21 protein-coding genes are annotated in these 22,923 nt (G+C 32.4%); 1 reads left to right on the forward strand and 20 read right to left on the reverse strand.

Going from position 1 to position 22,923, the window contains the following annotated elements; translation table 11 throughout:
• Positions 1 to 5: 5 nt before the first annotated feature.
• The 4 genes from NOX80_RS13025 to drt3a form a co-directional block, all read right to left on the reverse strand.
• Positions 6 to 275 (reverse strand): DUF3817 domain-containing protein, encoded by a 270-nt coding sequence (locus NOX80_RS13025; protein ID WP_256550229.1) that lies wholly within the window; start codon positions 273 to 275, stop codon positions 6 to 8.
• A 175-nt stretch (positions 276 to 450) separates the two neighbouring features.
• Entirely contained in the window at positions 451 to 822 is a 372-nt protein-coding gene (locus NOX80_RS13030) for a hypothetical protein (RefSeq protein ID WP_256550230.1), read from the reverse strand.
• Between the two features lie 814 nt (positions 823 to 1,636).
• Positions 1,637 to 3,934, reverse strand: coding sequence for an antiviral reverse transcriptase Drt3b (gene drt3b, locus NOX80_RS13035; RefSeq protein ID WP_256550231.1), 2,298 nt, complete (start codon positions 3,932 to 3,934; stop codon positions 1,637 to 1,639).
• Entirely contained in the window at positions 3,931 to 5,430 is a 1,500-nt protein-coding gene (gene drt3a, locus NOX80_RS13040; protein ID WP_256550232.1) for an antiviral reverse transcriptase Drt3a, read from the reverse strand. The genes drt3b and drt3a overlap by 4 nt, the downstream gene beginning before the upstream one ends.
• Positions 5,431 to 6,821: 1,391 nt before the next feature.
• On the opposite strand from drt3a, the gene NOX80_RS13045 reads away from it, so the two are divergent.
• A complete protein-coding gene (locus NOX80_RS13045; protein WP_256550233.1) occupies positions 6,822 to 9,488 on the forward strand; it encodes a reprolysin-like metallopeptidase in 2,667 nt (888 codons plus the stop codon).
• Positions 9,489 to 9,647: 159 nt separating this feature from the next.
• On the opposite strand, the gene NOX80_RS13050 is transcribed toward NOX80_RS13045, so the two are convergent.
• The 16 genes from NOX80_RS13050 to NOX80_RS13125 form a co-directional block, all read right to left on the reverse strand.
• Entirely contained in the window at positions 9,648 to 10,118 is a 471-nt protein-coding gene (locus NOX80_RS13050; protein WP_256550234.1) for a hypothetical protein, read from the reverse strand.
• Positions 10,119 to 10,154: 36 nt separating this feature from the next.
• Positions 10,155 to 10,622: a macro domain-containing protein gene (locus NOX80_RS13055; protein WP_256550235.1), complete on the reverse strand. Its 468-nt coding sequence runs from the start codon at positions 10,620 to 10,622 to the stop codon at positions 10,155 to 10,157.
• Positions 10,623 to 10,624: 2 nt separating this feature from the next.
• Positions 10,625 to 11,101 carry a hypothetical protein gene (locus NOX80_RS13060; RefSeq protein WP_256550236.1) on the reverse strand — a complete coding sequence of 159 codons (477 nt, stop codon included), beginning with the start codon at positions 11,099 to 11,101 and terminating at the stop codon, positions 10,625 to 10,627.
• A 58-nt stretch (positions 11,102 to 11,159) separates the two neighbouring features.
• Positions 11,160 to 11,780, reverse strand: a complete 621-nt coding sequence (locus NOX80_RS13065) for a hypothetical protein (protein ID WP_256550237.1) — start codon at positions 11,778 to 11,780, stop codon at positions 11,160 to 11,162.
• A 36-nt stretch (positions 11,781 to 11,816) separates the two neighbouring features.
• Complete coding sequence (locus NOX80_RS13070) at positions 11,817 to 12,674, reverse strand: T9SS type A sorting domain-containing protein (protein ID WP_256550238.1); 858 nt, start codon at positions 12,672 to 12,674, stop codon at positions 11,817 to 11,819.
• 48 nt (positions 12,675 to 12,722) lie between these two features.
• The gene (locus NOX80_RS13075; protein WP_256550239.1) at positions 12,723 to 13,247 is read right to left on the reverse strand and encodes a 3'-5' exoribonuclease domain-containing protein; all 525 of its coding nucleotides are present in this window, start codon (positions 13,245 to 13,247) and stop codon (positions 12,723 to 12,725) included.
• Positions 13,228 to 14,388 (reverse strand): hypothetical protein, encoded by a 1,161-nt coding sequence (locus NOX80_RS13080; protein ID WP_256550240.1) that lies wholly within the window; start codon positions 14,386 to 14,388, stop codon positions 13,228 to 13,230. Before NOX80_RS13080 ends, NOX80_RS13075 begins: the two co-directional genes overlap by 20 nt.
• Before the next feature lie 9 nt (positions 14,389 to 14,397).
• Positions 14,398 to 15,303: a hypothetical protein gene (locus NOX80_RS13085; RefSeq protein WP_256550241.1), complete on the reverse strand. Its 906-nt coding sequence runs from the start codon at positions 15,301 to 15,303 to the stop codon at positions 14,398 to 14,400.
• Between the two features lie 119 nt (positions 15,304 to 15,422).
• On the reverse strand, positions 15,423 to 16,091 hold the full coding sequence (locus NOX80_RS13090; RefSeq protein ID WP_256550242.1) for a hypothetical protein: 669 nt from the start codon (positions 16,089 to 16,091) through the stop codon (positions 15,423 to 15,425).
• A 77-nt stretch (positions 16,092 to 16,168) separates the two neighbouring features.
• Positions 16,169 to 18,076: a WG repeat-containing protein gene (locus tag NOX80_RS13095; RefSeq protein WP_256550243.1), complete on the reverse strand. Its 1,908-nt coding sequence runs from the start codon at positions 18,074 to 18,076 to the stop codon at positions 16,169 to 16,171.
• 22 nt (positions 18,077 to 18,098) lie between these two features.
• A complete protein-coding gene (locus tag NOX80_RS13100) occupies positions 18,099 to 18,893 on the reverse strand; it encodes a hypothetical protein (protein ID WP_256550244.1) in 795 nt (264 codons plus the stop codon).
• Between the two features lie 55 nt (positions 18,894 to 18,948).
• Positions 18,949 to 19,617: a hypothetical protein gene (locus tag NOX80_RS13105; RefSeq protein ID WP_256550245.1), complete on the reverse strand. Its 669-nt coding sequence runs from the start codon at positions 19,615 to 19,617 to the stop codon at positions 18,949 to 18,951.
• Between the two features lie 54 nt (positions 19,618 to 19,671).
• Positions 19,672 to 20,133, reverse strand: a complete 462-nt coding sequence (locus tag NOX80_RS13110) for a hypothetical protein (RefSeq protein WP_256550246.1) — start codon at positions 20,131 to 20,133, stop codon at positions 19,672 to 19,674.
• A gap of 77 nt (positions 20,134 to 20,210) precedes the next feature.
• The gene (locus NOX80_RS13115) at positions 20,211 to 21,017 is read right to left on the reverse strand and encodes an SH3 domain-containing protein (RefSeq protein ID WP_256550247.1); all 807 of its coding nucleotides are present in this window, start codon (positions 21,015 to 21,017) and stop codon (positions 20,211 to 20,213) included.
• Positions 21,018 to 21,131: 114 nt separating this feature from the next.
• The gene (locus NOX80_RS13120) at positions 21,132 to 22,175 is read right to left on the reverse strand and encodes a DUF4932 domain-containing protein (protein ID WP_256550248.1); all 1,044 of its coding nucleotides are present in this window, start codon (positions 22,173 to 22,175) and stop codon (positions 21,132 to 21,134) included.
• Positions 22,176 to 22,293: 118 nt separating this feature from the next.
• Positions 22,294 to 22,905, reverse strand: a complete 612-nt coding sequence (locus tag NOX80_RS13125; RefSeq protein WP_256550249.1) for a peptidylprolyl isomerase — start codon at positions 22,903 to 22,905, stop codon at positions 22,294 to 22,296.
• Positions 22,906 to 22,923: the final 18 nt, after the last annotated feature.

Consider the following 22,923-nt stretch of genomic DNA (forward strand, 5'->3'; position numbering starts at 1 on the left):
TAAAATTACAGAATTTTTTTCTCAACGTAAAATGTACCGAAAGGAATAACCGAAGCGACACATACAATAAGGAATTTTTTCACCGGCCAGTTTTCTTCCATTTTTAGCATAGTGGCTAAAACGATATAACCGATAAATAGTAATCCGTGTGCCATTCCGACCATTCGGACCATCTCAGGTTGGTCGTAGATATATTTTAAAGGCATAGCTACAAACAATAAGAGTAGGAGTGAAACCCCTTCTAAAAAGGCGATAATTTTAAAGAACCGTAACATAATTATTAATTAAATAGTTGATAATGAATTAGAAAGAAATACCGATTTTGTATGGGTTTCGGCGTGTCAAATGTATAACACAAAAGAGTAAAATTCGTTAATAATTCACTAAAAGATATAAAAAAACTGTACTATTAGTAGTACAGTTTAATAGTATTAGAATAAAATTTTCGTCTTAGAAAGCTAGGAAAGCTTTGTTGTATTCTCTAAGGTCGGAAATATTATTTTTATTTTTTAGATCTGAAAATAACGAGATCAGATATTCAAGACTTTCTAAATCGGTTTCTTCCGGTCTGTTGATTTCCGTTTCAATTTCATCAGCATCTTCAATTGGTTCGTCATCCGGAATAGCGATTAAAAATGCATTATTTTCTTCAATATGTTCGTACGTTAAACGTATCGCTTTAACCAGAACGGGATTCTGTTCGTCTAAAGCTAATTCACGTAATCTTTTTAAATCTCCAATTATTGTTTCGGCATCAAATCCTGTTTTGAATAAATCAAGCTGGATTTTGTTAATCAATTTTTGTGCATTTGGATTTTCCACAGTACTATCAGTTGAAATTAGTTTGCATTTTTTTATGGGTATGCAAAAATAAGGTTTTATATTTTTTTAACTAATAAAAACAGATATTTTTTCAGTCTTTTGAGTTGTTTGTAGAGAATATGATGTAGGGTTAGTATAATAGATACAAGTGACGGAGTATTCTTAAAGTAGTTTAGCTGTAATTATATAAAAGTACAGAGTATTATGATAAACCTCCATATAGCCGATTCATTTCCTTCTCAAACCGCTCTCCGCGTGAGTGATAGCAGCGGCATCCTTTTGAGAATTTACTAACAAAAGATAAAGCGCATAGCCCGACCCCTGACTAACCAATAAACAACCGAAAAAAGGGCAGGGGACACGCCCAAACAACCCTCAATGTGCCTGAAAAACAAAATGTGCCTCACAAAATAATGTAGAGAAAGTATATAGATACGAGCAGCACGATGAGTGGCGGAGCCACAAAGATTGCAACTTTTAAAAAGATTTTTCTTTGGGCGTGACCCTACGGGTCGGGCTATCCGCTACAAGTCCTCGCTCGTACCTCGCTGTGGGCTTTTCGCTGCTATCCCTCACGCAGTTTCTGCTTAAAATAGAATAGGGAACTAATCCGAATGAGTATGAGTGTGTCTTACAAAAAAGGGTAGTGATAATATTCAGATTATAATAAAAAAATAGGGTGAAGACTCTACCTTCACCCCTAAAAACCATAAAAGTTTTATCGGGGCTTGTGTGTGATAGTTACCAAGATAAACTATAAATTATGGCTTTTAAGAGTATATTCAATTGCTTGAATAATTTTGCCCCAAATATTTTAATAAACGCTATGACCTCGTTTAGTATTTAATTCTTTTCCTAAGTCGTTATCTTTCCAACTATAAAACGATGTAGAAGTATATTTTGATAATTGTTCAATTTCAGCATTCTTATCAACGGTACTAGTTCCAGAATCAAAAAACTTTATTTTATCTAAAATTTGTCTTCTAAAATCTGTAATATCAGCATCAGTACTTGCTATATATGGACAAGTTAGCACATCTATCAATAAGAAAATATCTTCAGCATTATTTTGATCAAAGTTATTAAATTTTTCTATAATTATTTGCTGTATATCTTGTCTTATCTCATCATATTTTTTCTTTTCATCTGTATTGATGTAATTCAGTAAAGAAATAATTGTGAAGTAGTTCAGATTATGATTTAAAGTTTTGGTATTTTGGTTGTCCAACTGAAAAATCCTAAAATGTTTATTAATTAATTCTTCTTCGAAGCGATAATTCTCTCCTAACTCATTTATAATTGGTAGTAAATATAAAGTCTCAACCTCTGAATATTCAGATGACAAACTTTTCTGGAAAACAAGAGAAATGCCATCATATATTTTTTTAAAAATATTATGCTTCTTATCAAAATCAAATGCGATATACCTTAATTCCTCTGAATCCGCAGTTGGAAACCTAACTAAATAACTCTGTTTTGTACGTTCCTGATTTTTAATAAAATCAATAATTCTAAATAATATATGACAAACCTTTATTGAATATGTTACTCTTGGAAGAACAGAATAAATGAAAAAGGTTAGCTCAATCATTTCATTAATATTTTTCAATAGTTGATTATGAAATGATTTTACTTCTTTATTTTGTTCCTTCAAAATTTCATTTATCTCATCTAATTCTTCTTCATATTTTTGTTTTTCCTCATCAGGAGCTGCATTTAAAGCTGTTGTTTTCTCCCGTTTTTTTGCATAAAGATTAAGTAACGATTCCTGCTCGTCTTGCATTTTCTTTATTAAACTTTTGAACTTATTGAAGATTATAGCCAAAAAATAATTCTGTAAGTCCTTATAGCTTGTATCAGTTTTTGACAGTATAGCCTTATAATTAGTTATAATATCTTGAGCTGTAAAATATTTTAATCCTATTTGATTTTTCATTTCAGAATCGTAGAATTGAAATATCATAGAATGTTCAATTAATTTTCTGATTTCTTCCTTAGCAATAGTTATGTTTGTTATAATTGGTTTAGGAAGAATTTTAGTTTTAGAATCGTTAAAAAACAGATTATATTCTTGTAATTTTACTTTATACAAACTTAGAATTTCTGCTTTGATTCTATCGTCATTATAAAAGACAAAAAAATCATCTACATATCTATAAATGTCATAATCCTCTTTATATCTATATCCTTTATTATATAACTCTTTTTCAACATTTTTATCAATGCGTTGAAGAATTAACTCTGCAAAAATTCTTGAAAATTCAGGACCTATAATAATACCGTTAGTTTCATTATAGTTCATTTGTTGCATGACTCTATCAAACTTACCTCCAAATGAATTTTTAAGAGGTCCTAAATTGTCTTTAACAATTTTTTTGTTAGATATGGCCCAGGGAAGTGTATGTGTGTAAATGCTATCAAAACATTTTGAAACATCAAACTTTAGTAAGTTATCAAATCGTTTTTCTGCTCTTTGATAATCATGAGATTCGTAAAATTCATAAATATTACTATATTTCTGATATGAGAAAAATGTTTTTAAACTAGTATATTCCTTATCTGTAGTTTCAATTATTTCAATATCGTGATTTTTAGATTTTTTCTTCTTATTGGTACTATCCTTATAATATTTCAATGACGAAACTTTACTGGGCTTTCTCAAAGAAAAATTGCTCAATCTCGAATGATAAAGTATTGTGTTTTTATATTTATTATAAAAGCCAACCAAATAAAGTTGATTAACTGGATGGATAACTGTTAACTCTCTATAATCATTATCTTTATGCGTTATTCTAAATTTAAAAGGTATAGTATAAAATAATTTATCAAATGCTTCTGGGTTAAATTGATAACAATCAAAAAGAAGTTCATTTTGAAATGGTACATTTCTATCTATTCCGAATAATATCCGAACTAATTTTTTTAAAATACCTGCATCGTCTTTCTTAAACTGAACTGTTCTTTTATTTTCATCAATAACTACTTTATTTTTCACCAAAAAATTATAGAAATGCCTATTTGAAAAAAAGGGTGGAACTTCATAAGGTAATACGTCAGAGAGAACAACTCTTTCTTTTTTATATCCAATACTATGACCTGTTTTTCTTTTCATTTTTTCCAAATTGAATTAATTTCAGCTATTCCAAATTGCAATATTCCTTTGTTTTCTTGGTTGTTTGTATGGTTTCTCTTTTTATTATGGCTCCTATATTTCTTGTTTTTTAGTGGTAGTATTTGAAATGTTTTTTTGTTAAATCCTGAAATAAAAGAGTACCTCATTAGTATTTTTTTTTCGTCAGGAGTTAATCCGGCTCTTAGAATATACCATTGAAGCCTTTTTTGTATTGTTTCCAAAGATTCGTCACTATTCAGAAATGGATTAGAATAATATATTCCTACAAAAACTTTGTCTTTATTATTTCTCAGTTTTGTATTTGAAGTGAGATATTTGATTCGAGCAGATAAGAGCTTAAATGCATTTTTGCGATTGTGCCTTTTTTTGCTATCAAAATACTGAAATGACAATTTAATCTTATTGCAATATTTATTGATTTTATTATCGGATAATTTTATGCTAAGAACTTGTTTATCAATCTTTCTATTAGTTTTATAAGTAATTACACTTCCTATATCATATCCTAAATAATGAATTGTTTTTGGGGTAAAATTTGGATTATAGCTTGGATTATTACGATCACTAAACCGTATACTTAGAAGTCCATCTAAAAGATTATATTCACTTGTTTTTTGATTGTTTATGATAAGACCTTCATTTACTATTATATCAGTTAATTTGGTTCTGTAGTTTGATAATTTTGCTGGATCAATATTTGTTGATTTAGGAATAAAAATGGCAATAATATCATCAACATACCTAGCGTAGTAAACCAAATCTTCAAGTTCTCTGATTTTGTTATCAACACTTCTCATAAAAAGCTCAGATAAATAAGCACTAATTCCAACACCTCTTGGAACTCCTTTAGCTGTTTCTGGGTTAGTTTGTCCCGTTAAAGTATTGTAGCTTGTAAAAATTTGTTGAATAAACTTTTTTGTTTTTATACTCAACAGATAGTCATTGTTGATTTTATCTAGTATCTTTTTTTGAGGAATTGATTCATAGAAGTTTTTAATATCTGTACGAATAACATATTTGGGAAAGTTATCCTCTAAATGATTTATCAACTCACTAAGTATTGCATATCTGGATGCTTGCTTAACATGATAGGTTTTATTTATATTATCTTGAATTTTTTTAGAAATAAAAAAGTTTTGAGCATTATTTTCAAACTTATAACTCTGTTTCCCATAAACTTCACCTAAATCTAAATTAATAATATGATTATTAATCCCGTCAGCTATATCATCTAGCACGCCAGTAACTAAGGAGTCTCTTTCTTTTTTTAATGCTTTCTTGTCTTCATAAAGTACTTTTTTTCTATCTAAATTCCTTTCTTCCTGAATTCGTTTTCTGAGTTGCTTTAAACCAGCTACTCTATCTATAGAATCAGAAAAAATATCACTAAATTTTTCTTCAACATTAATTCCTTTTCGATTTTCATTATCGAAAATTTCCTGAAACGATTTAGATGAAAAAGATTGGTCTAACATAATTGATAGGGGGATTATTTGAACCGATATCTAATTTTATTGCAAACAAAAACTTTGGTTATTTGAGCTTGTTTACATAAGTATTCCTGTTTGTTTTATAAATTTTAGTTTTATTTTTATTTTTCTTGTATCAATTCTCCAGTCATATCATCCTTTTCCTTTAGCATTCCTTCATAAAGCTCAACCATTTTATCAAGAGGATAAAAAGAGAGTAAATATTACAAATCTCAAATATATGATTTCGTTTACAAAACACATATATCATCCATATTATTTTTTTTTTTAAATCTCATTTTATCTAGCAATATAAATAATAATTAAAAATATAATACATAATGCCTTAAAAAAGAACAAAGCGAAGGTAGAAAATTAAACAGACTAAAAATTACGGTTAATCGTAATGACAAACAGAAATAATTAGTTGAGTAGATGTTTAAATTCTTATCAATAGGGAAGTAGTAATTAAATTAAACTTTAAGGCAAAAATTATAACCTGATTATAAATATTTTATTATACCAGGGATTAGTCAGTATATAAAAATGACTACTGAATAAAGTCCTTTTTAATATTATGTAAAATAGAATATCAAAAAGATAAAATTAAAAGTTATATAGAATAAATCTTTTATCGTATTAAAATGATCATTAGATAATAGGATTTATTTTAATTCCGCTTAGAATTATATAAGTTAAAATCACATAAACAAAGTCTTATAACAAAGACAGCTATAATTTTAAATCAAAACAATAAAACATGTAAACTATCAAAATTTCTAGACTTTATTCTAACATCAGGATATTCCAAAAATTTAAAGCAATTTATTTTACAACCGGATTCAGTATAAGTCAGTAATTTTTGAATTTAGAAAGAATAATTAATTATCGGAGGAATATTGAAACACAATTTATATTGATTAATTATAAAGCAGGTATAAAGCTTTAATTAGAATCTTTATAATTGAGCATAAAACACTTGAAAAGCCACTCATATACTCATAATCGACAACTATATTATTTGAACTATAATATACATTATGTAAAATAGAAAATATGAAGCCAAGTAATGCATCTCTATTTTAATGTCTATGTAAAACCTTAATAAATAATTATGGATGAGCACTTCTTTTATTGCTACTACCCCTTATAAAAGATACACCAATTTGAATTTTAATCTTATTTGTGTAATAATAAAGGGAACAAAATAATTCTAAAAAATTCAGTTTGTTTGGTAAGTTATGATTAAACCATATAAACGCAATAAACATAAATTATTGAAAATCAAAGTATTAATTTTTTAACAAATTAAAAAATTAATGAAAAATTAACATATTAAATTAAAAAATGTATTTTTATGACATTATGACTAAATAACAACTGTAAAAAATTAACGAATGAAAAAAAAGCTACTCTATGTCGCGACCAGTTTCTGTCTGTTCGCTTCAGCTTACGGCCAAGGTTCTTTGTGGACCAAGACGAGCCCTGAGCGACTGAAGATGTATGAAAAAACGGAAAGAGCTTCTCAACCGAATGATTTCCAATTGTTTTCACTTGATCTTCCTGCTTTAAAAGCAAAATTAGAAGCTGCTCCGATGCGATCTAATGCTATTTCTAACCTTATTCTTTCTTTTCCTGCTGCCAACGGAAAAATAGAAAATTACCAGATTTATGAATCTCCTGTTATGGAAGCGGAATTAGCTGCAAAATATCCGGGTATTAAATCGTATATCGGTAAAGGTATTGACGATCCTTCTGCAACTATTAATTTTAGTGTGACCCTTTTTGGTCTTCATACGATGACATTGTCCGGAAAAACAGGTACTTCTTATATCGATCCGTACACTAAGGATTTAAAAAATTACATCATTTATAACAAAAAAGCACTACAATCATCACGTGCTTTTAGTTGTATGGTTCAGGACGATCATGAAGCTGTTTCAGGACGTCTGATCCAAAATCCGGAAACAGCTATGGCTAGTGACGGGAAATATCGCGTATACCGACTTGCAATGGCTTGTACTATTGAATATGCGGCCTACCATGTTAATGCAGCCGGTCTAAGCGGCGGTACATTGGCACAAAAAAAAGCAGCTGTTTTGGCCGCAATGAATGTTACAATGACTCGTGTTAACGGTTTGTATGAAAGAGATATGTCTTTACATATGAATATCGTTGCCAATAATGACTTAATTATCTATATCGACAGTGATAACTTTACGAATTCACCAACGATGATTAATGAAATTCAGCCGATTGTAGATGCTGCTATCGGTGCCGGTAATTATGATATCGGTCATGGTGTTTGTACTACCGATTCCGGAATTGCTCAATTGAACTCTCCATGTACAAGTAATAAAGCAAGAGGAATTACAGGACAGCCAAACCCGGTTGGAGATCCTTTTGATATTGATTATGTAGCACATGAAATGGGTCACCAATACGGAGCTACTCATACACAAAACAACGCTTGTAACCGTACGGATGCTACCGCTGTTGAACCGGGAAGCGCCAGTACAATTATGGGATATGCCGGAATTTGTGCGCCAAACGTACAAGCGCATTCTGATGCTCACTTCCATACGGTAAGTATTGCTCAGATGCAAACATTTGTAAATGCAGGTGGTAGTTGTGCCGTTACTACAAACAACGGAAATGCTGCTCCGATTGTAAATGCCGGTGCAAACTTTACTATTCCTTATGGTACTGCTTTTATTCTAAAAGGAAGTGCTACAGATACAGCAGGAGAATCATTAACCTACTGTTGGGAACAAACGAATAATCAGGTAAGTACGCAGCCGCCAACAGCTACTGCTACTACCGGACCGAATTTCAGATCCTTACCTCCTTCTACATCACCTAACCGTTTTATGCCGCGTTTTGAAGATGTTATGGCCGGTAATCTTGTACCAACATGGGAAGTAGTTCCGAATGTTGCCCGTACTATGAATTTTGCATTAACAGTAAGAGATAATAAAGCTCCTAACGGCGGACAAACCGGACGTGGCGATATGACAGTTACTTTTGCTAATACAGGACCTTTCCGTATCACCTCTCCTAGTGTTGCGAATGTTTCCTGGGATAGAGGTTCATCACAAACAGTAACATGGGATGTAGCCGGAACAACCGCAAACGGAATTAATACTGCAAACGTTAATATCCGTATCTCTATGGATAACGGTGTGACTTTTACAACATTAGTAGCTAATACACCAAACGACGGATCGGAAGTAATTACGGTACCGAATACCGCTTCTCCTAATTGTCGTATTATGATCGAAGCCGTGGGGAATATTTTCTATGCTTTGTCTAAAAACATTGCTGTTGGTTATACTATTACCAATGCTTGTGAAACTTTTACCAATAATACCGTTACTGCTATTCCTGACGGTCCAAACCCTACTACGTCTACTGCCGGACCGACATTGACTTCTAATTTGAATGTTACAGCAGCTCAAACAATTACTGATGTAAATGTAAATGTTAACGTAACGCATCAATGGATCCGTGATTTGATAACCAGAGTAAAACACCCTGACGGAACGGAAGTGGCTTTAGCTAGCCGTATTTGTAATGACCAGGACGGTTTTAATATTACATTTAATGACGGTTCTCCGAGTATTGTTTGTACTGCTCCGATTACAACCGGTACTTTTGCACCGAACCAACCGTTATCCGCTTTAAACGGAAAAGTTTCTAATGGAAACTGGCAATTATTGATAAATGACTATTTCCAGGGTGATACCGGTAATTTAAATTCATGGTCGGTTGAAGTATGTTACGAAACGGCTGTTTTAGGAACTGATAGTTTCGGATTACAGGATTTTATGATTTTCCCGAATCCGAATAACGGTAATTTTAATATTCAGTTTAAATCGGCTTCAGCTAACGATATCAAAGTGAATGTACACGATATCCGCGGTAGAGAAATCTTTACGAAATCGTTCCAAAATACCGGTTTATTTAACCAAAATCTGGAATTAAGAAACGTTCAGACCGGAATTTATATCGTTACGGTTCAGGACGGTGAAAGAAAAGAAGTTCAGAAAATTGTAATTAAATAATAAAACCTGTCAGGATTTAAATTCTGACAGATTAAAATAGTAAACCCGACAGATGTTAAAAACCTGTCGGGTTTATATATAAATAGGCTATCAACTAGGTAGCCTATTTTATTGTAATATGAATGTTATTTGAAATGCTATAGTATTACACCATTTACATTATTTCGGATTGTTACTGTTTTTCTCTTCCGAAATAGCTTGTCTTTTTATAGAATCAGATTCTTTTATTACACTTTCATCCTGTTTGCTGATTTCACCATCGTTTATTGTTTCATTGTCAAATACTACCGGTTCTTCCGGATCAGCTACTTTTCCCATAATACAACTCGTAAATAAAAGAAGCGTACTCAATGAAAATAAGGCGATTTTTTGAATCGGTTTAATTCTAATCCGATCAAAGCAATTTTTTATAGTATTGTATCCCGGCTTATTGTCAGTTTTAATTTGATTTTGCTTAAAGCGACCACAAATATCTTTTGTTTCAGAATTTTCAATAAAATACTTTTGAATTTCCTGATCTTTCATTTTGGTAAAATCAATTACCGTTTTATTACAAGAATTACAAAATTTACCTTTTGCATCAGGCGACATTGAATTCCAGTTTTCATAACAAGGTTTAGGTATACGCATATTATCTTTAGCTATTATTTAACTTTGACTTATATATTAAAAATCATACACCGTCACTGAAATCCCTTTATCACTTAAACTACTTTTGATCAAAGGTTCTATTTTGTCCCAGGTACCGCCGGCTAATCCGCAACCGATTCTGGGCATATGAACGGAAGCCTGATTATTTTCAGCAAATTGTCCTACTTTTTCAAGTCCGGATAAAACGGCCTCATATCGAATTGGCGGATCACCGTTTTCATCTTTGTTTATTTTATGTTGACCGATAATATTGGCTATCCAAACTGACGGCTCAGCTTCAACAAATTGAACTTCTCCCAAAGCAAAGTTCGCTTTCGATTTAAACCACGCTCTGTATTCCTCCTCCGGTTTTTTCCACTTTTTAGAAATCGCCATAACAAATCCTTTTCCCCAACCTCCTATATCATTACAGATGTGTACTATGATTTTATTTCCCTCTGTTGTAGGATTTGTTGCATCTCCTTTTGTATACTTTATTTCCATTTTTAATTTTTAATTTCCTCTTGTTTATTCATAGGAATACTAGTCAAAAACTCTACCTGAACTAAATCTTCAGTCTTCTCAAAAAAAGTCAAAGCGTTAGCTTTTGTAAAACCTATTGAAAAATCATCTACCACCTTGGTCATATAGATCGTAAATCCGTAGCCATCGGGAATCGGAATATAACAATTGTTACCATTTAAAAGTTTTCCTTTAAAATGAAACCATCCTCCAATTCGTTGGAATCCGTTTGGTAGTGTCTCATAAGACACAATTTCTACTTCTTTTTTAAGATCAATTCCTAAATCATTAAAAAGTTGTTTTATTTCCTCCGGGAAAACTGTGTCTCTATAAAGAATATAATTTTTACAATCATCGCAAATACAACTTTCAGCTCCGCTAATTGTAACGTTTTTATATGTTTTTATCGTCAATTCCCGATCAACTTCAAACTCCCAGTCTTTGTATTTTACTGTTTCCATCCCATTTTGTTGCATCAAATAACAAGACTTTACTCTTTTATGATTATTTGGCTATAAATTATTTATACCGTCTTTCCGCATCTTCAATTTCATTTTTAGTAAGCGGGATCATTTCTACATCAAAACCGATTTTCCATTTGATTTTTAACGGATCGTATTTCGTATTTTCGACTTTTGCTGTCACCACATATTTTTCTTCTTCTGTCCAGTTTCGAACGGAGTAAATACCGATACTTTTTGCTTTAAAAAACTCAGAAATGATCTCAAAAGCTTTGTTTTTTATCGTATCCGTCGGTGAAGAAATTATAACTGAATATTTGTTTTCATATTCCATTAACGGCGATTTTAACTGCTTTAAAAATACAGGCAAATCATTTAGCCTTATTTCCGTTAAGCTATCAGGAGTAATATTCAACAGAGACGGTTTTGTATAATCAACACCGGTACCACACCAATGAAAAACATAATTATCGTGATAAAACACTCTTATAGAATCTAATAGTATAAAATTAGATTCTCCGTAAAACAGCTTTGGCGGTGGCGGAGGAGAATCATCAGACCTTACTTCTTTTTTATCATGATTGATCACATAATAAAATGCTTTTTTATCTGCTTTCTCTTTTATACAGGATTGTAAAATCAGGAATATACCTAATACTATAAATATTGCTTTTTTCACCTTTTCTTTATTAGTGATAACGCTTTACCACTTTTTTTAGTCTGTAATAATTATCTTATTTTTTGAAATCGTTTTTCCTGCTTCTGTTAAATGGGTAAAATAGAGTCCGCTAGTTAGGTTTTCCCGCTTAATATTTACTGTCTCTCCGTTTAAATCGGATACTTTTTTAACCAGTTGGCCAATTGAATTGTATATTTCTAATGTCGCATTTCGGAAACCTGATTTTGTTGTTATCGTTAGTTCCGTTTGGAAAGGATTGGGTGCAAAATGGATTTCACGGTTTGAATATTTCGGATCATCCAGACCTAACATTGAACAATCCGTTGGAGTCGATTGCCCGTTGGCAAGATTATGATTGTAAACATTTACACCATTTTGAGCACTACACGTCAGATAAATATAAGGATCCGAAGGCATTTCATAAGAAGGTCGGAACGGATGCTGACTACTTCCTACTCCTTCAATCCAGGTTTCGCTAAAAAAACCGTTATCTAACGAAAATCGTCTTCTTGTACCGCCGTTAACAGTAACATCAGTGATAGAAATTACGGTATAAGTACTCCCGTTGCCTAACGTAATGGTACTTGAAACCTGTAGGCTAAAATCGTATAATAGTCGGTCAACACCATTTATATTCCGGTATACTTTTCGGGCAGTTGTATCTTCCCGCAGGTATACATCAGAATTGGTTGACGGATCAAAGAATTTCTTATAGGTATAAGAACCGATTACCACATCAACACCCGGATTAATGACTAAATTTTGACCTCCGCCAAAATTAGCGCTTACAATATTCCATGACGAATTGTTTAACATCGGCACATATGTCTGGGAAAAAGAGTGCTCTGCAAATGCAGTTAAAAACAAAAAAGCAAAAAGTAATTTTTTCTTCATATTGGATTTGGTTTTGGTTACAATTTATTTTAAGATGCATTTTGACTATTACTTCAAACTTATCTTTAATTCAAATTCCTTTTTAATTGTCAATAATGCTTCGGCATTTCCTTTTGCGTCATCCACAGGATTATGCGTATGCTTGGTGACTCTTAAGTGCTTAAAATTCTGAAACATATCTTTTACAACGCCTTTATATAGGCTTCCTAAATTTTGAGAACTGTGTCCGAACGGATTTTTTTGGATAAAATGATGAAAATACCAACAGATAAACATCCAGTCAAAACCATTATTATCGCTGATAAAAACCGGTTGGCGCCCTTTTGAATGTTCTTTAATCCAATCGGCGAAATTTTGCATTACAATATGCGGTTCTTCAAATGTTAGCGTTTCTTCTCGACTAAATCCCGAAACGGCTAATGCTTCCGGAATCCATTTGTCGGAAATCGGTTTTAACTTTCCGTAAAACGTCTTATCTAAATGATCATCAACCAGAACAGCTCCGAATGAAATCATCGAATAATCGCCGGGAATAGGTCCGTCCGATTCAATATCAACCATTATATAACTCATCTTCTTCGTCTTTATAACTTTTGTTTAATTCCTCTTCGGTATACAAAATAGTGTAATCCGGGTTTTTGCTATAATTATTATTCAGCATTTCATATTTTTCTCCCTCTTTTTTTGTCCAGTTCATTTGGCTGTATTTTAAATGCCGGATTCTTTCCTCATTACTATCGTTATCGTTAAATTCTTTCAGATAGGCCAACCAGGTTCTCTTTTCACAACATTCACATTCTTCAAAATAGACGGCTTTATACCCGCAAACTTCGCAAAACGCAGCCTGTTCAAAATTTTTGATGTAAGTATAATCCAAACTCTGAAGCTGTTTGGGTAAATGATTCAAAAAATTACCGAATCCGATAACATGTCTGGAAACATATAATGTGTTATCCGACCAACCCGGATGCTGTACATTTGTTTTCTTTAACGCTATTTTTAAAAACCGGTACTTCTTGTAATAATCAGCATCTTCAAAAACGGCATCTTTTATATCGTTCCAGGGATAGAAAGTGCCGTTATGCGTAAAACCGGAATCTTCAACAGTAACTTTCCCTCTGTTTTCCGTATAATGCAGCTGACAGGCAATATAATCCCAACCGGAATTATGGCGCATCTCCCCTTTTTCACCGCAGGTTTCACAAACCTGTTCCGATTTATATTCATAATGTTCCAATATCATAAATATCGGATCATTATATTCACAGCGGGTATAAAAACGTAGCGATGCATATTTTTCTTTAATGCACGAAACCCTTCTATCCCAACCCTTTGCATCTAATTCCTGAAGCATTTCAATCAGCAATGCATGCCATCCTTGTGCTATTTGCAATTGGATTCCGTTTAAATCGGCTAATTTCCTGAGGTCAAATGAATTGATTTGGTCGTTGATAATAAAATCATCCAGACTGGTACACTCTTTATTGACAAACTCGGCATCTTTATAAAAGTCCGCGTTATCGTCCGATTGGTTTTTGAGTGAGAATTGTTCTATTAAAGCACCATTGGCTTTAGCAATTCGCTCCTGAGTCCGATTTACCAGATCCTCATACTCGATTCCCTTTTTGGGTTTAAGGGCATACGGGTTTAAAATTCCATATATGATGATACCGGAAATGATCAATCCTACTATAATGGCTATCGTTACTGTCATTTTATATTTTTAGTTTTTTCGATTGTTAAACCAATCATTTACAAAATCATCCATATATTTTTTGCCTTCTCTTTTTACCCTTGTAACTTGATTTTCATTTAGCTCCATTTGTACATTGTAACCGTACTCAATCGTTAAATACCATTTATCAATATGAATAGAAACTGTATATTTAGCATCTTCTATGATATTCATCTTTTCCGGTAAAACACTATATTTTTTATCATTATTTAAGTCCAATCTTTTTTCCAAATGAAAATAATCCGTTATAAGATTTTGAATCGTATACATAGAATCGTTCGTTTCAAAGCAATCTTTAAGAGTGACCTCCATTTTATTGCCTTTATAATAAACGATTTTACTTCCCCTGTATTCCATATCAATATAACTCATGATTGCTTCTGATGCTTCTGAAAATTCATGAATCCATTTTCTTGCCGCTATTGATTCTTCCAATATCCGGCTTATTCCGGAAGTTACAGCCAGAAAATCAAACTCAATAACCGGTAAATCAGGTAATTTATGTATCGACGCCATAAAGTTTCCGATTACTATTTTTCCGTTACCGTCATAAAGCGAAGTAAACTGCTCATTAAACGTTTCTAATCCGTTTTCATGATAAACAGTATCGAAATAATACTCGATTAGTTTCGGTTCTAAATCAAAGCGCAAATTGGTTGTATAATATAATGCCCGGAAATCGTCATTTACAACAATTTTCTGATCGTTTTCGGCATTATGAGTAAGATACGATTGGTTCAGTTTAAAGCCGGAACCGTTTAACTTAATTATAGAATCATCTACCGAAACGGAAAGCGGATTACAATCATTGCACGTATTTTGGAACAACCATCTTAGACTATTACCTAAGTTTTCTTCTCTTATATACATTCTTATTGCGTAATCAACTCCCATTTATTATTATGATTTTAAATTATACATCAACCTTTAATTGATTTAAACATAGTCAAAAGGTTTAACATCTTAAAAAAAGTATTGAAAAAAGACAATATTTATAAAAAAATCGTTCAATTTTAACACATGTTCCACCATATAATAAAACTATTCAATTTTCCGTTTTTAAAATGGAACTCTAACAGACTATCACTATAGGTGCTTCTTAAGAACGGAATTAAAACCTTAAATTCATCAGACGCCAGATTTTTTCTCAGCGATTCTGCTTTTGGGAACATTTTTTTAAACGCCTCCCATGTTGTGTTTTGATCCAATAGGATATCATAAGAAATAATTTTTAAAGCATTGTGTTTCATAAGTGTCTGATCTAATAAAACAAGATGCGTATTACTGCTAAATTGATTTCCTTTACTGTAAATGGTTGTTATTTCACCATCGTAATTTTCCATTTCTTTACCATATGTTTTTTTCATCCATTGTTCATCTAACCATTCAAACGGATTTCCACATTCCCAAAATTCTGATTTTGTAGAATCAATTGTATTTTTATAAATAGTATTGAATTCGTCTATAGACAGGAGCATTTTATGATTATTAATCAATATGCTTTCCAATGCAATTGTATCGGCATCATAAACCGATTTTAGTGCTGTACTTTCTTTTTTAACAATAGTATCCGTTTTCTGAATTGTAATATCCGGAACGGAAACGCTTTCTGTTTTTTCTGTGTCCTTTTTACACGAGATCAATATTGTAAAAATAAAAAGCAATAAACAGCTGTTTTTCATAAGGTTAAAATTTTGGTTTGAATAACAGGATAACATCAATTGTCCCCTTTTCTATCGGTTGTTATTTATAATTTTATTTAATCGTAATAGGGATCCATTAAACCGCCCGGAACATACTCCATCTTGTTCCAAAACTGAGCCGGATTGATACTTGATTGAATTTCATTACTATAGATAAAAAGCTTTTTATCCTTAGCCCCTAAATATTGTAGTTCTGCTCTGATTTTGGTTTTAAATTCGCCTTCATATTCAGGGATTATAAATTCCCAACTGGTATTCGGATCGAGTTTTACTGTATGATAACTATTGCCACACCAGCTGGATGGCAGGTATTCGATATCTTTCCACTCGCCTTTTTTGTTTTGAGCCTGGAGTTTTAAATAAAGTCTGCTGTCTTGTGCTTCAAAGGCGATAGTGTCATTCGTATTGTTTTGAACATAGAATTTATAACCGGAATAAAAATCCTGAAAAACCGCTTTCTCTTCTGTTTTAATTAACAGTTTTAGTTTTCCTAAATCGGATATATTTATAATCTCGTTTATTTGCAGAATATTTTTAGAAACGCCCCATCCGCCTCTTAAGTCCTGTTCATCCGGAGTTGAATAGGCATAAAAATAGCCTCTATTCATAAAATCAATATTTAGCGGTGTTACATTTTGTTCATTTGCTTTTTTCTCCTGCCAGATAATATTCCCGGTTTTATCGATATAAGTAAGTCGGTTGTTTACTATTGCTTTTAGAAGTCCGTTTGAAAAGCCTTTTTTATCAAATTGTTGGATAATCGGTTGTAGAATGATTTTTCCCTCTAAATTGGCAATTCCAAACAGCACTTCATCATTATACCCGTCAATTCCAAAGAAAAAGAAGTTGTCCTTAATACCGACTTCATCTATATAATCGTATGTCGGATATATGACAAACTTACCGTCGGTATCAATTATACCCCATTGACTATCCATTTTAACAATTGCAAATCCATCTTTAAATTCATCATTCAGAATGCGTTTATAAGTGAGTTCCCCCACAGGTTGGAATCGGGTATCAATCAATTTGTATTCATTCGATGCTTTTTCTTTAATAAAAGCTCTGTCGTTTGAAAAATTTCCGGCTTGTTCGATCAAAGTATCGTTTAATACAATTTCTCCTTTCAGGTTTATATAGCCGTTGTATATTTTTTCACTTGTATAACTAACATTAGGTTTTTCGGGAATCCAGTGTTTATATAAACTAATAACCGCCAATCCGTTTTTAAATTCCTCTTTTATATGGGATTTATCATTAGTTGACCGCTTAAAAAGTAAATTTCCTTTTGTGTCAATAACTCCTTCTAAAAAACGATTATCCTGCATATTGACCGATGCATAACCTTCTGAAAAACCATTTATTGATTCATATTGATCAAATTTTACAATAAACCGGCCCAGACTATCAACAACAGCATATTTTATCGTTTTCATCTTGTTTCTTTTATTGACTTCCAGTTTTTCTACGATAGCAACACCTTCTTTTTTAAAATTTCTAATTCTATGATACAGCGTATCAACAATCAGTTTTTGTGTTTTTAAATCAATCATACCGTGTTTTCCGGACTTTGTCTTTACAATTCCTTTATCGGGACTGATACCAGAAAATGATTGATAACGACTATCAATTATCGGTGTATTTTGTTTATTAATAAACAGTGGTCTTCCGTTTTTGTAGACACGGGCAATTCCATTTAAAAAGCTATGCGCATAGTCGTATTGCGGTTGGATCACAAAATCACCTTTAGTATTAATAAAGCCATATAAGCCGTTTTTCCGTACCGAAGCTAATCCTTCAGCGAATTCGTTTCCGTTTAAAAACCGGGGTTGGATTTTTACCGCTCCTTTTTCGTTTATATAGCCTATTTTTCCGTTTTCAATGATTAAAAAAAGGGGGTCTGTCTGACAGTAAGAAAATGTTGCCGTTATGAATAAAAGAAAAGTGGTTATTTTTTTGATCATTTTATTAAATAATAAGTGCGTATTAATTTGCGATATAATAATAAAAATTTTCGTTGATTTTTTCAGTTCCTATGATTTCAAACAAATGGTTATCCGTTTCCATTGCTCCTTTCCCGGTAAAATAAAAACCATAGGAATTATCCGTTAAACCATCCGCCAAATAAAAAATCCCTTTAGTGGTTTTTATTGCCGCATACACATTTAACTCTTTAAGCAAATTTAAAACGGAAACCTGTTTTTTAGAAAATGACGCTTTTAAATTGGTTTCAATAGTGTTTGACATCGGAAAAGGAGAATCCGACGGTATTTTATATTGCCAGTATTTATCGTTCTCTTTATATAAATTATCAATTCGTTGCTGACTGCTCTGATTCAAAAATATCGTATTATCACTTTCACCGATAAGCTTCGAAACGTCCTGAAATTTCTTTACATTACCTTTTAAATGTTCTATTAATACCGATTTTTTATCGGTTGCTTCAGCAAGAAATTGATTCGGCATTTTCAAAGCTTCATCTTTAGTTATATTGTATTTGTTAACCGAGAAAATCCCGTAAATAAAATTCGGCACTTCACTTGACTTATGAATCGTATTAAACAGCCAGACGCTTTGATGATTCACCGGTCTTGCATCCCATTTTGAAAAAGGTTTACTATTGGTTAAAAAAGTTTGAAATGTGATTGTTTCCTGATCTGTCGACTTGTCTAAATATTCCATAATGTCAAGATCGTAATTTGTCTTTCTCTCAGAAAGCTCCTGGCCGAATCCAATCGTTATCATTCCAAAAAGGAAATAAAATAATATTGTATTTTTCATATTATTAAAAAATTAAGATATTGTATTTCAATATTTTAAACACTTAAACTAAAACTTATGGTTTACCTATATAAAATCGAAAGGCATAATACTGTTTATTATCAGTTGTTGTCCAAACATCATAATAAGTATCTCCTTTACCGTAAATCCCGTAGTGATAAATTTCTCCTTTTACACTAAGATTTTTTCGTTTTCTGTTATCGCTTTCAATAAACTTTAAGCTAAAGGTCGAATCGGATGTTTTTATAAATTCCAGTTTAGAAAAACTCCCGTCTTCAAATTTTTCACTATATTGATTTGAATTTATTTTTACCGTTATACTATTTCCTTCATACTCTTTATAGTAAAAGTCGGTAGTCGAAAAGAACTTTTTTAATTCGGCTTTAGTACTATTATTTTTTGGTTTTTCATTCAGTATCTTCCAATCACTTTTATTTTCATCTAAAGTAGCCAGGTACGCTACAAACGGATGGCACTCCTTTTGAAGTCTGAAATAAATTAACATATGAATTGAATCCGATTTTTCTTTAGTATCGATTTTATGGCGTTCAAAAAAATCCGGTAAATGCTTTTCTAAAACCTTATCTATACCCTGTTCATCAATAGTTCCCAGGTCTTTTAATGATTGACATAACACAACATTCAGAGAATCTATTTGCTGAATATTTTGTGCTTGTATTGTGATACTAAAAAATACGGTTACTAACCATAGTACTGTTTTCATAGCTTAAATATAACGGTCGTTTTCTTTTAAATCAAATTCCTGTTTTATTGTTTTTTACCAACCCGGACCATTCTTTTCTTTGCACGGTTCGGCAACTATTATTAAATGATTGTAATCCATTGGCGGTTCTCCTTTTTCAGCCAGTTCATACATCGTATAAAACTCATCAAAATAATCGATATTCAACGGAGAATAAGCCTCACCTTCTTCAACCAACCGGATTCGGCCATTCCGTATTGCTTCCCAGAAAAGCTCCTGATTTTCCGGTGTCAGACTTCTAACGTCCAATTCCCTGTTTTTCCATTCATCAATTCTTGAATTATAGAAGCCATAACAGGCATCACTTTGATGTTCGGCTTCTTCAACCGGAATCTGTAATTTCAGCCATTCCGATAAAGGCATACCACCCGGAATTCGTTCCAATTCCTGTATGGCAATATGAAGAATTGCGTCATATATTGTCCATCTTCTGGAATAACATCTGCCATCTTTAAATGTAATAAAACAACTTGCCATGTTTATGATTTTTGTTTAAAGTGATTATTCGTTAAACCTTGTCAATTTTCAAACCAATACTTTATTCTATCAAATTATTAACAACCTTTACTATAACTCCAGATATTAGGTTCTCCGTTATCATCGATAATTTTTAACCAACCTTCTTTGGTATCCACTTTATTTTCCGACTCTTTCAATTCCGTTTCACAAGGATGCTCTTTATATTTTGTGATGATCACTTTACACCATTGTCCTGAAACTTTTTCGGAAAGTTTAATTTCAAACAAATCGCCGCGAATGGTACTAATAACTTCACTATTACTGTTGGGTTCTTTTCGCAATTTTAAACCGGGTTCATTGGCATAATACCCTAAAACCAAATCGCGTTCTTTTAATAAATGTTCCATCCAGTCTATGGCCTTAAAGCCCTTATGATTGATTTCGGCTACTTTTAGCCAATAGTTTTTGCTACTATCGAAAACGCGTACATAACCGTCAGCCGTTTCGCTGTAATTGATTGCAAAAAGATCATAGCCAATTTCTTTAAAAGCTTCTGTCTCGATTTTCTCTTTATTGGTGCCGGAAATCAAATAGAGCACATATGGCGATTGATTATCACTTTCATCGATTTCTCTTTTTACGGTTCCGATAGCTTTTCCGTTAGGTTTGTCATACACGATAAAACCGGATTCGGGAGTTACCACACAACAATACGCACTCGAATCCCGCAAGCTGTCAACTACCGGTAGAATAAGTCCGGCTGCTTTAAGCATTTTAACCGGTGTAACAACCATTGTATCGGCTTTTTTTTCTGTTGTTGTTGTTTCTTTTTTTTCACTTGAGCTATTGCAGCTTATCAGAAATAAAAAAGTGAATAACACTATATAATACCTTTTTTTCATACGATTCACGAGAGATTATCTCTTTTGTTTTAATTATCTACAACTTTAATTTTACTGCTTGTTAACGCTATTCGATTATCCGTTCTTTAAATACTTTAAGTCAATTTACATTTGTTATAAAGCACTCTTTTTTAAAAATTTAAGGATTTCAGGATAGAAAGCCTGAATCGTTTTGTATTGTTTTCTATCAGACGAATATGCATCAAAAAAACGGTATAACGGCAATGCCTGTTTAAAATGTTTTGCCTGATTTTCAATTTCCTTTAGACCGGCTTCTTCACCTGATTTTTGTGCAATTATTTTTGCGGTACAAACCCGAACAATCAACTCGTCTGCTTCATTTTCCCATGCCGATTCCTTTAGTTTTTCTCCTTTGGTTGTGGTTAAAAAAAGGTTTCTGATTTCAAATAAATCGTTGTGGTACTCTTTTACAAAGCGCTCTAAAAAAAGATGGCTTATTTCGTGAATAACCACATTTAAGTACGGTGTAAACTGAACGGGACTCTCATCTGTAACGTTTTTAGCCGTATCGTTCAGATAGGCCAACCGGAACATTCTGTTTCCTTCAAATTGCTTATCATCAGACGGAATAGCGTTGTTTCCCAGATTGTTTAATACGTCGATATAGACTACGAATTTTCCCTTTTTTGTCTGACCGTAAAACCGGTTGATCTCTTTTAAAATACCCGACGCTTGTACGAAATCGTTAGCTGTTTTACAAATGGATTGGTACTGTTTATTATGATCAAGAATAAACTTTTTGACGTGACATTCTTGATAGAACGCATTAAAATGCGATAGAAATTCTTCTATGCCAGTACTTCTGATATAGTTCGTTTCCGGTTTTATTTTTACGGTAAACGGGTATTTATCGGATAAAAACAGTCCTAGTGAAGCCATATCATAGCCATCCCAGTTTTCTAAATTCCGGTACCAGTTTAATGATGCATGATTTTTGTATGGTTCAAAATAGGTTTTAACGTCTTTGTAGTAGGTAGAAGGTGTTGGCTTAACGTCTAAAGTATCTGCCGTTGCTAACGTATAAAAAATACTCAACGCTTCCATCCGGTCATCAATTTTAACGGCAAGGTTATTTTGCGCCTGAAGTGTAGGAGAGAATACTATAAAAAAGATAAACAATATTGATTTTGTTTTCATATCGTGTTTGTAATTGCAGGTATAAAAGTTATTGTACCGAAATACTATTTGTGTAGTACTTCTTCATGTTTTCTATTTGATTTTTTATTTCTTCTAATACCTCATTTTCATCCTGAAATCAGTTAATGTTTTTCACCGTTAAAATTTCCAGTCCGGTCGTTCCTCTGTCATCATGGGTTTTTAGCGTTACGTAATACCACTTTTTTTCCGGCACATCAACCGTGAAAATTTCCCCTTTTTTATGCGCCTTTACTGCGGCTTCAAATTCAGGAACCATCGAACCATTCATAAACCAGTCTAATTCTCCGGTAGGATTTCCATCCATCGTATATTTTTTAACCAAATCTAAAAACGGAGTTCCTTTTCTATACTGTTTTATTATTTCAGGGCGAAGTTTATTGATTTCATTTAGCGACTTTTTACTACCGTCCAGATAAATATAACTAACCCGAAAGGCATTCCCTTTGCTCATCCCTACAACCTTAAAAAGATTATCATTTCCCTCTATATTAAAAACATCACCTAGCTTTAATGCTTTAAAATTTGCTGACGTCAAAGTATCCATTTCCGGTTCAATTGTATATAACTCCGGATCCAGTTCCGGATTATTCGAAATAAATGCTTTTGCTTCTTCAACTGTAGTTATTTTATCCAATTTTTCTTTTAAAGTCTGAGCAGATAAATTCTGAAAACAGATCAGAATAACGAAAATTAAAATTTGTTTTTTCATGGCTTTATATAAAATGAT

Source organism: Flavobacterium cerinum, from assembly GCF_024496085.1.
In the GTDB taxonomy this organism is placed as follows: domain Bacteria; phylum Bacteroidota; class Bacteroidia; order Flavobacteriales; family Flavobacteriaceae; genus Flavobacterium; species Flavobacterium cerinum_A.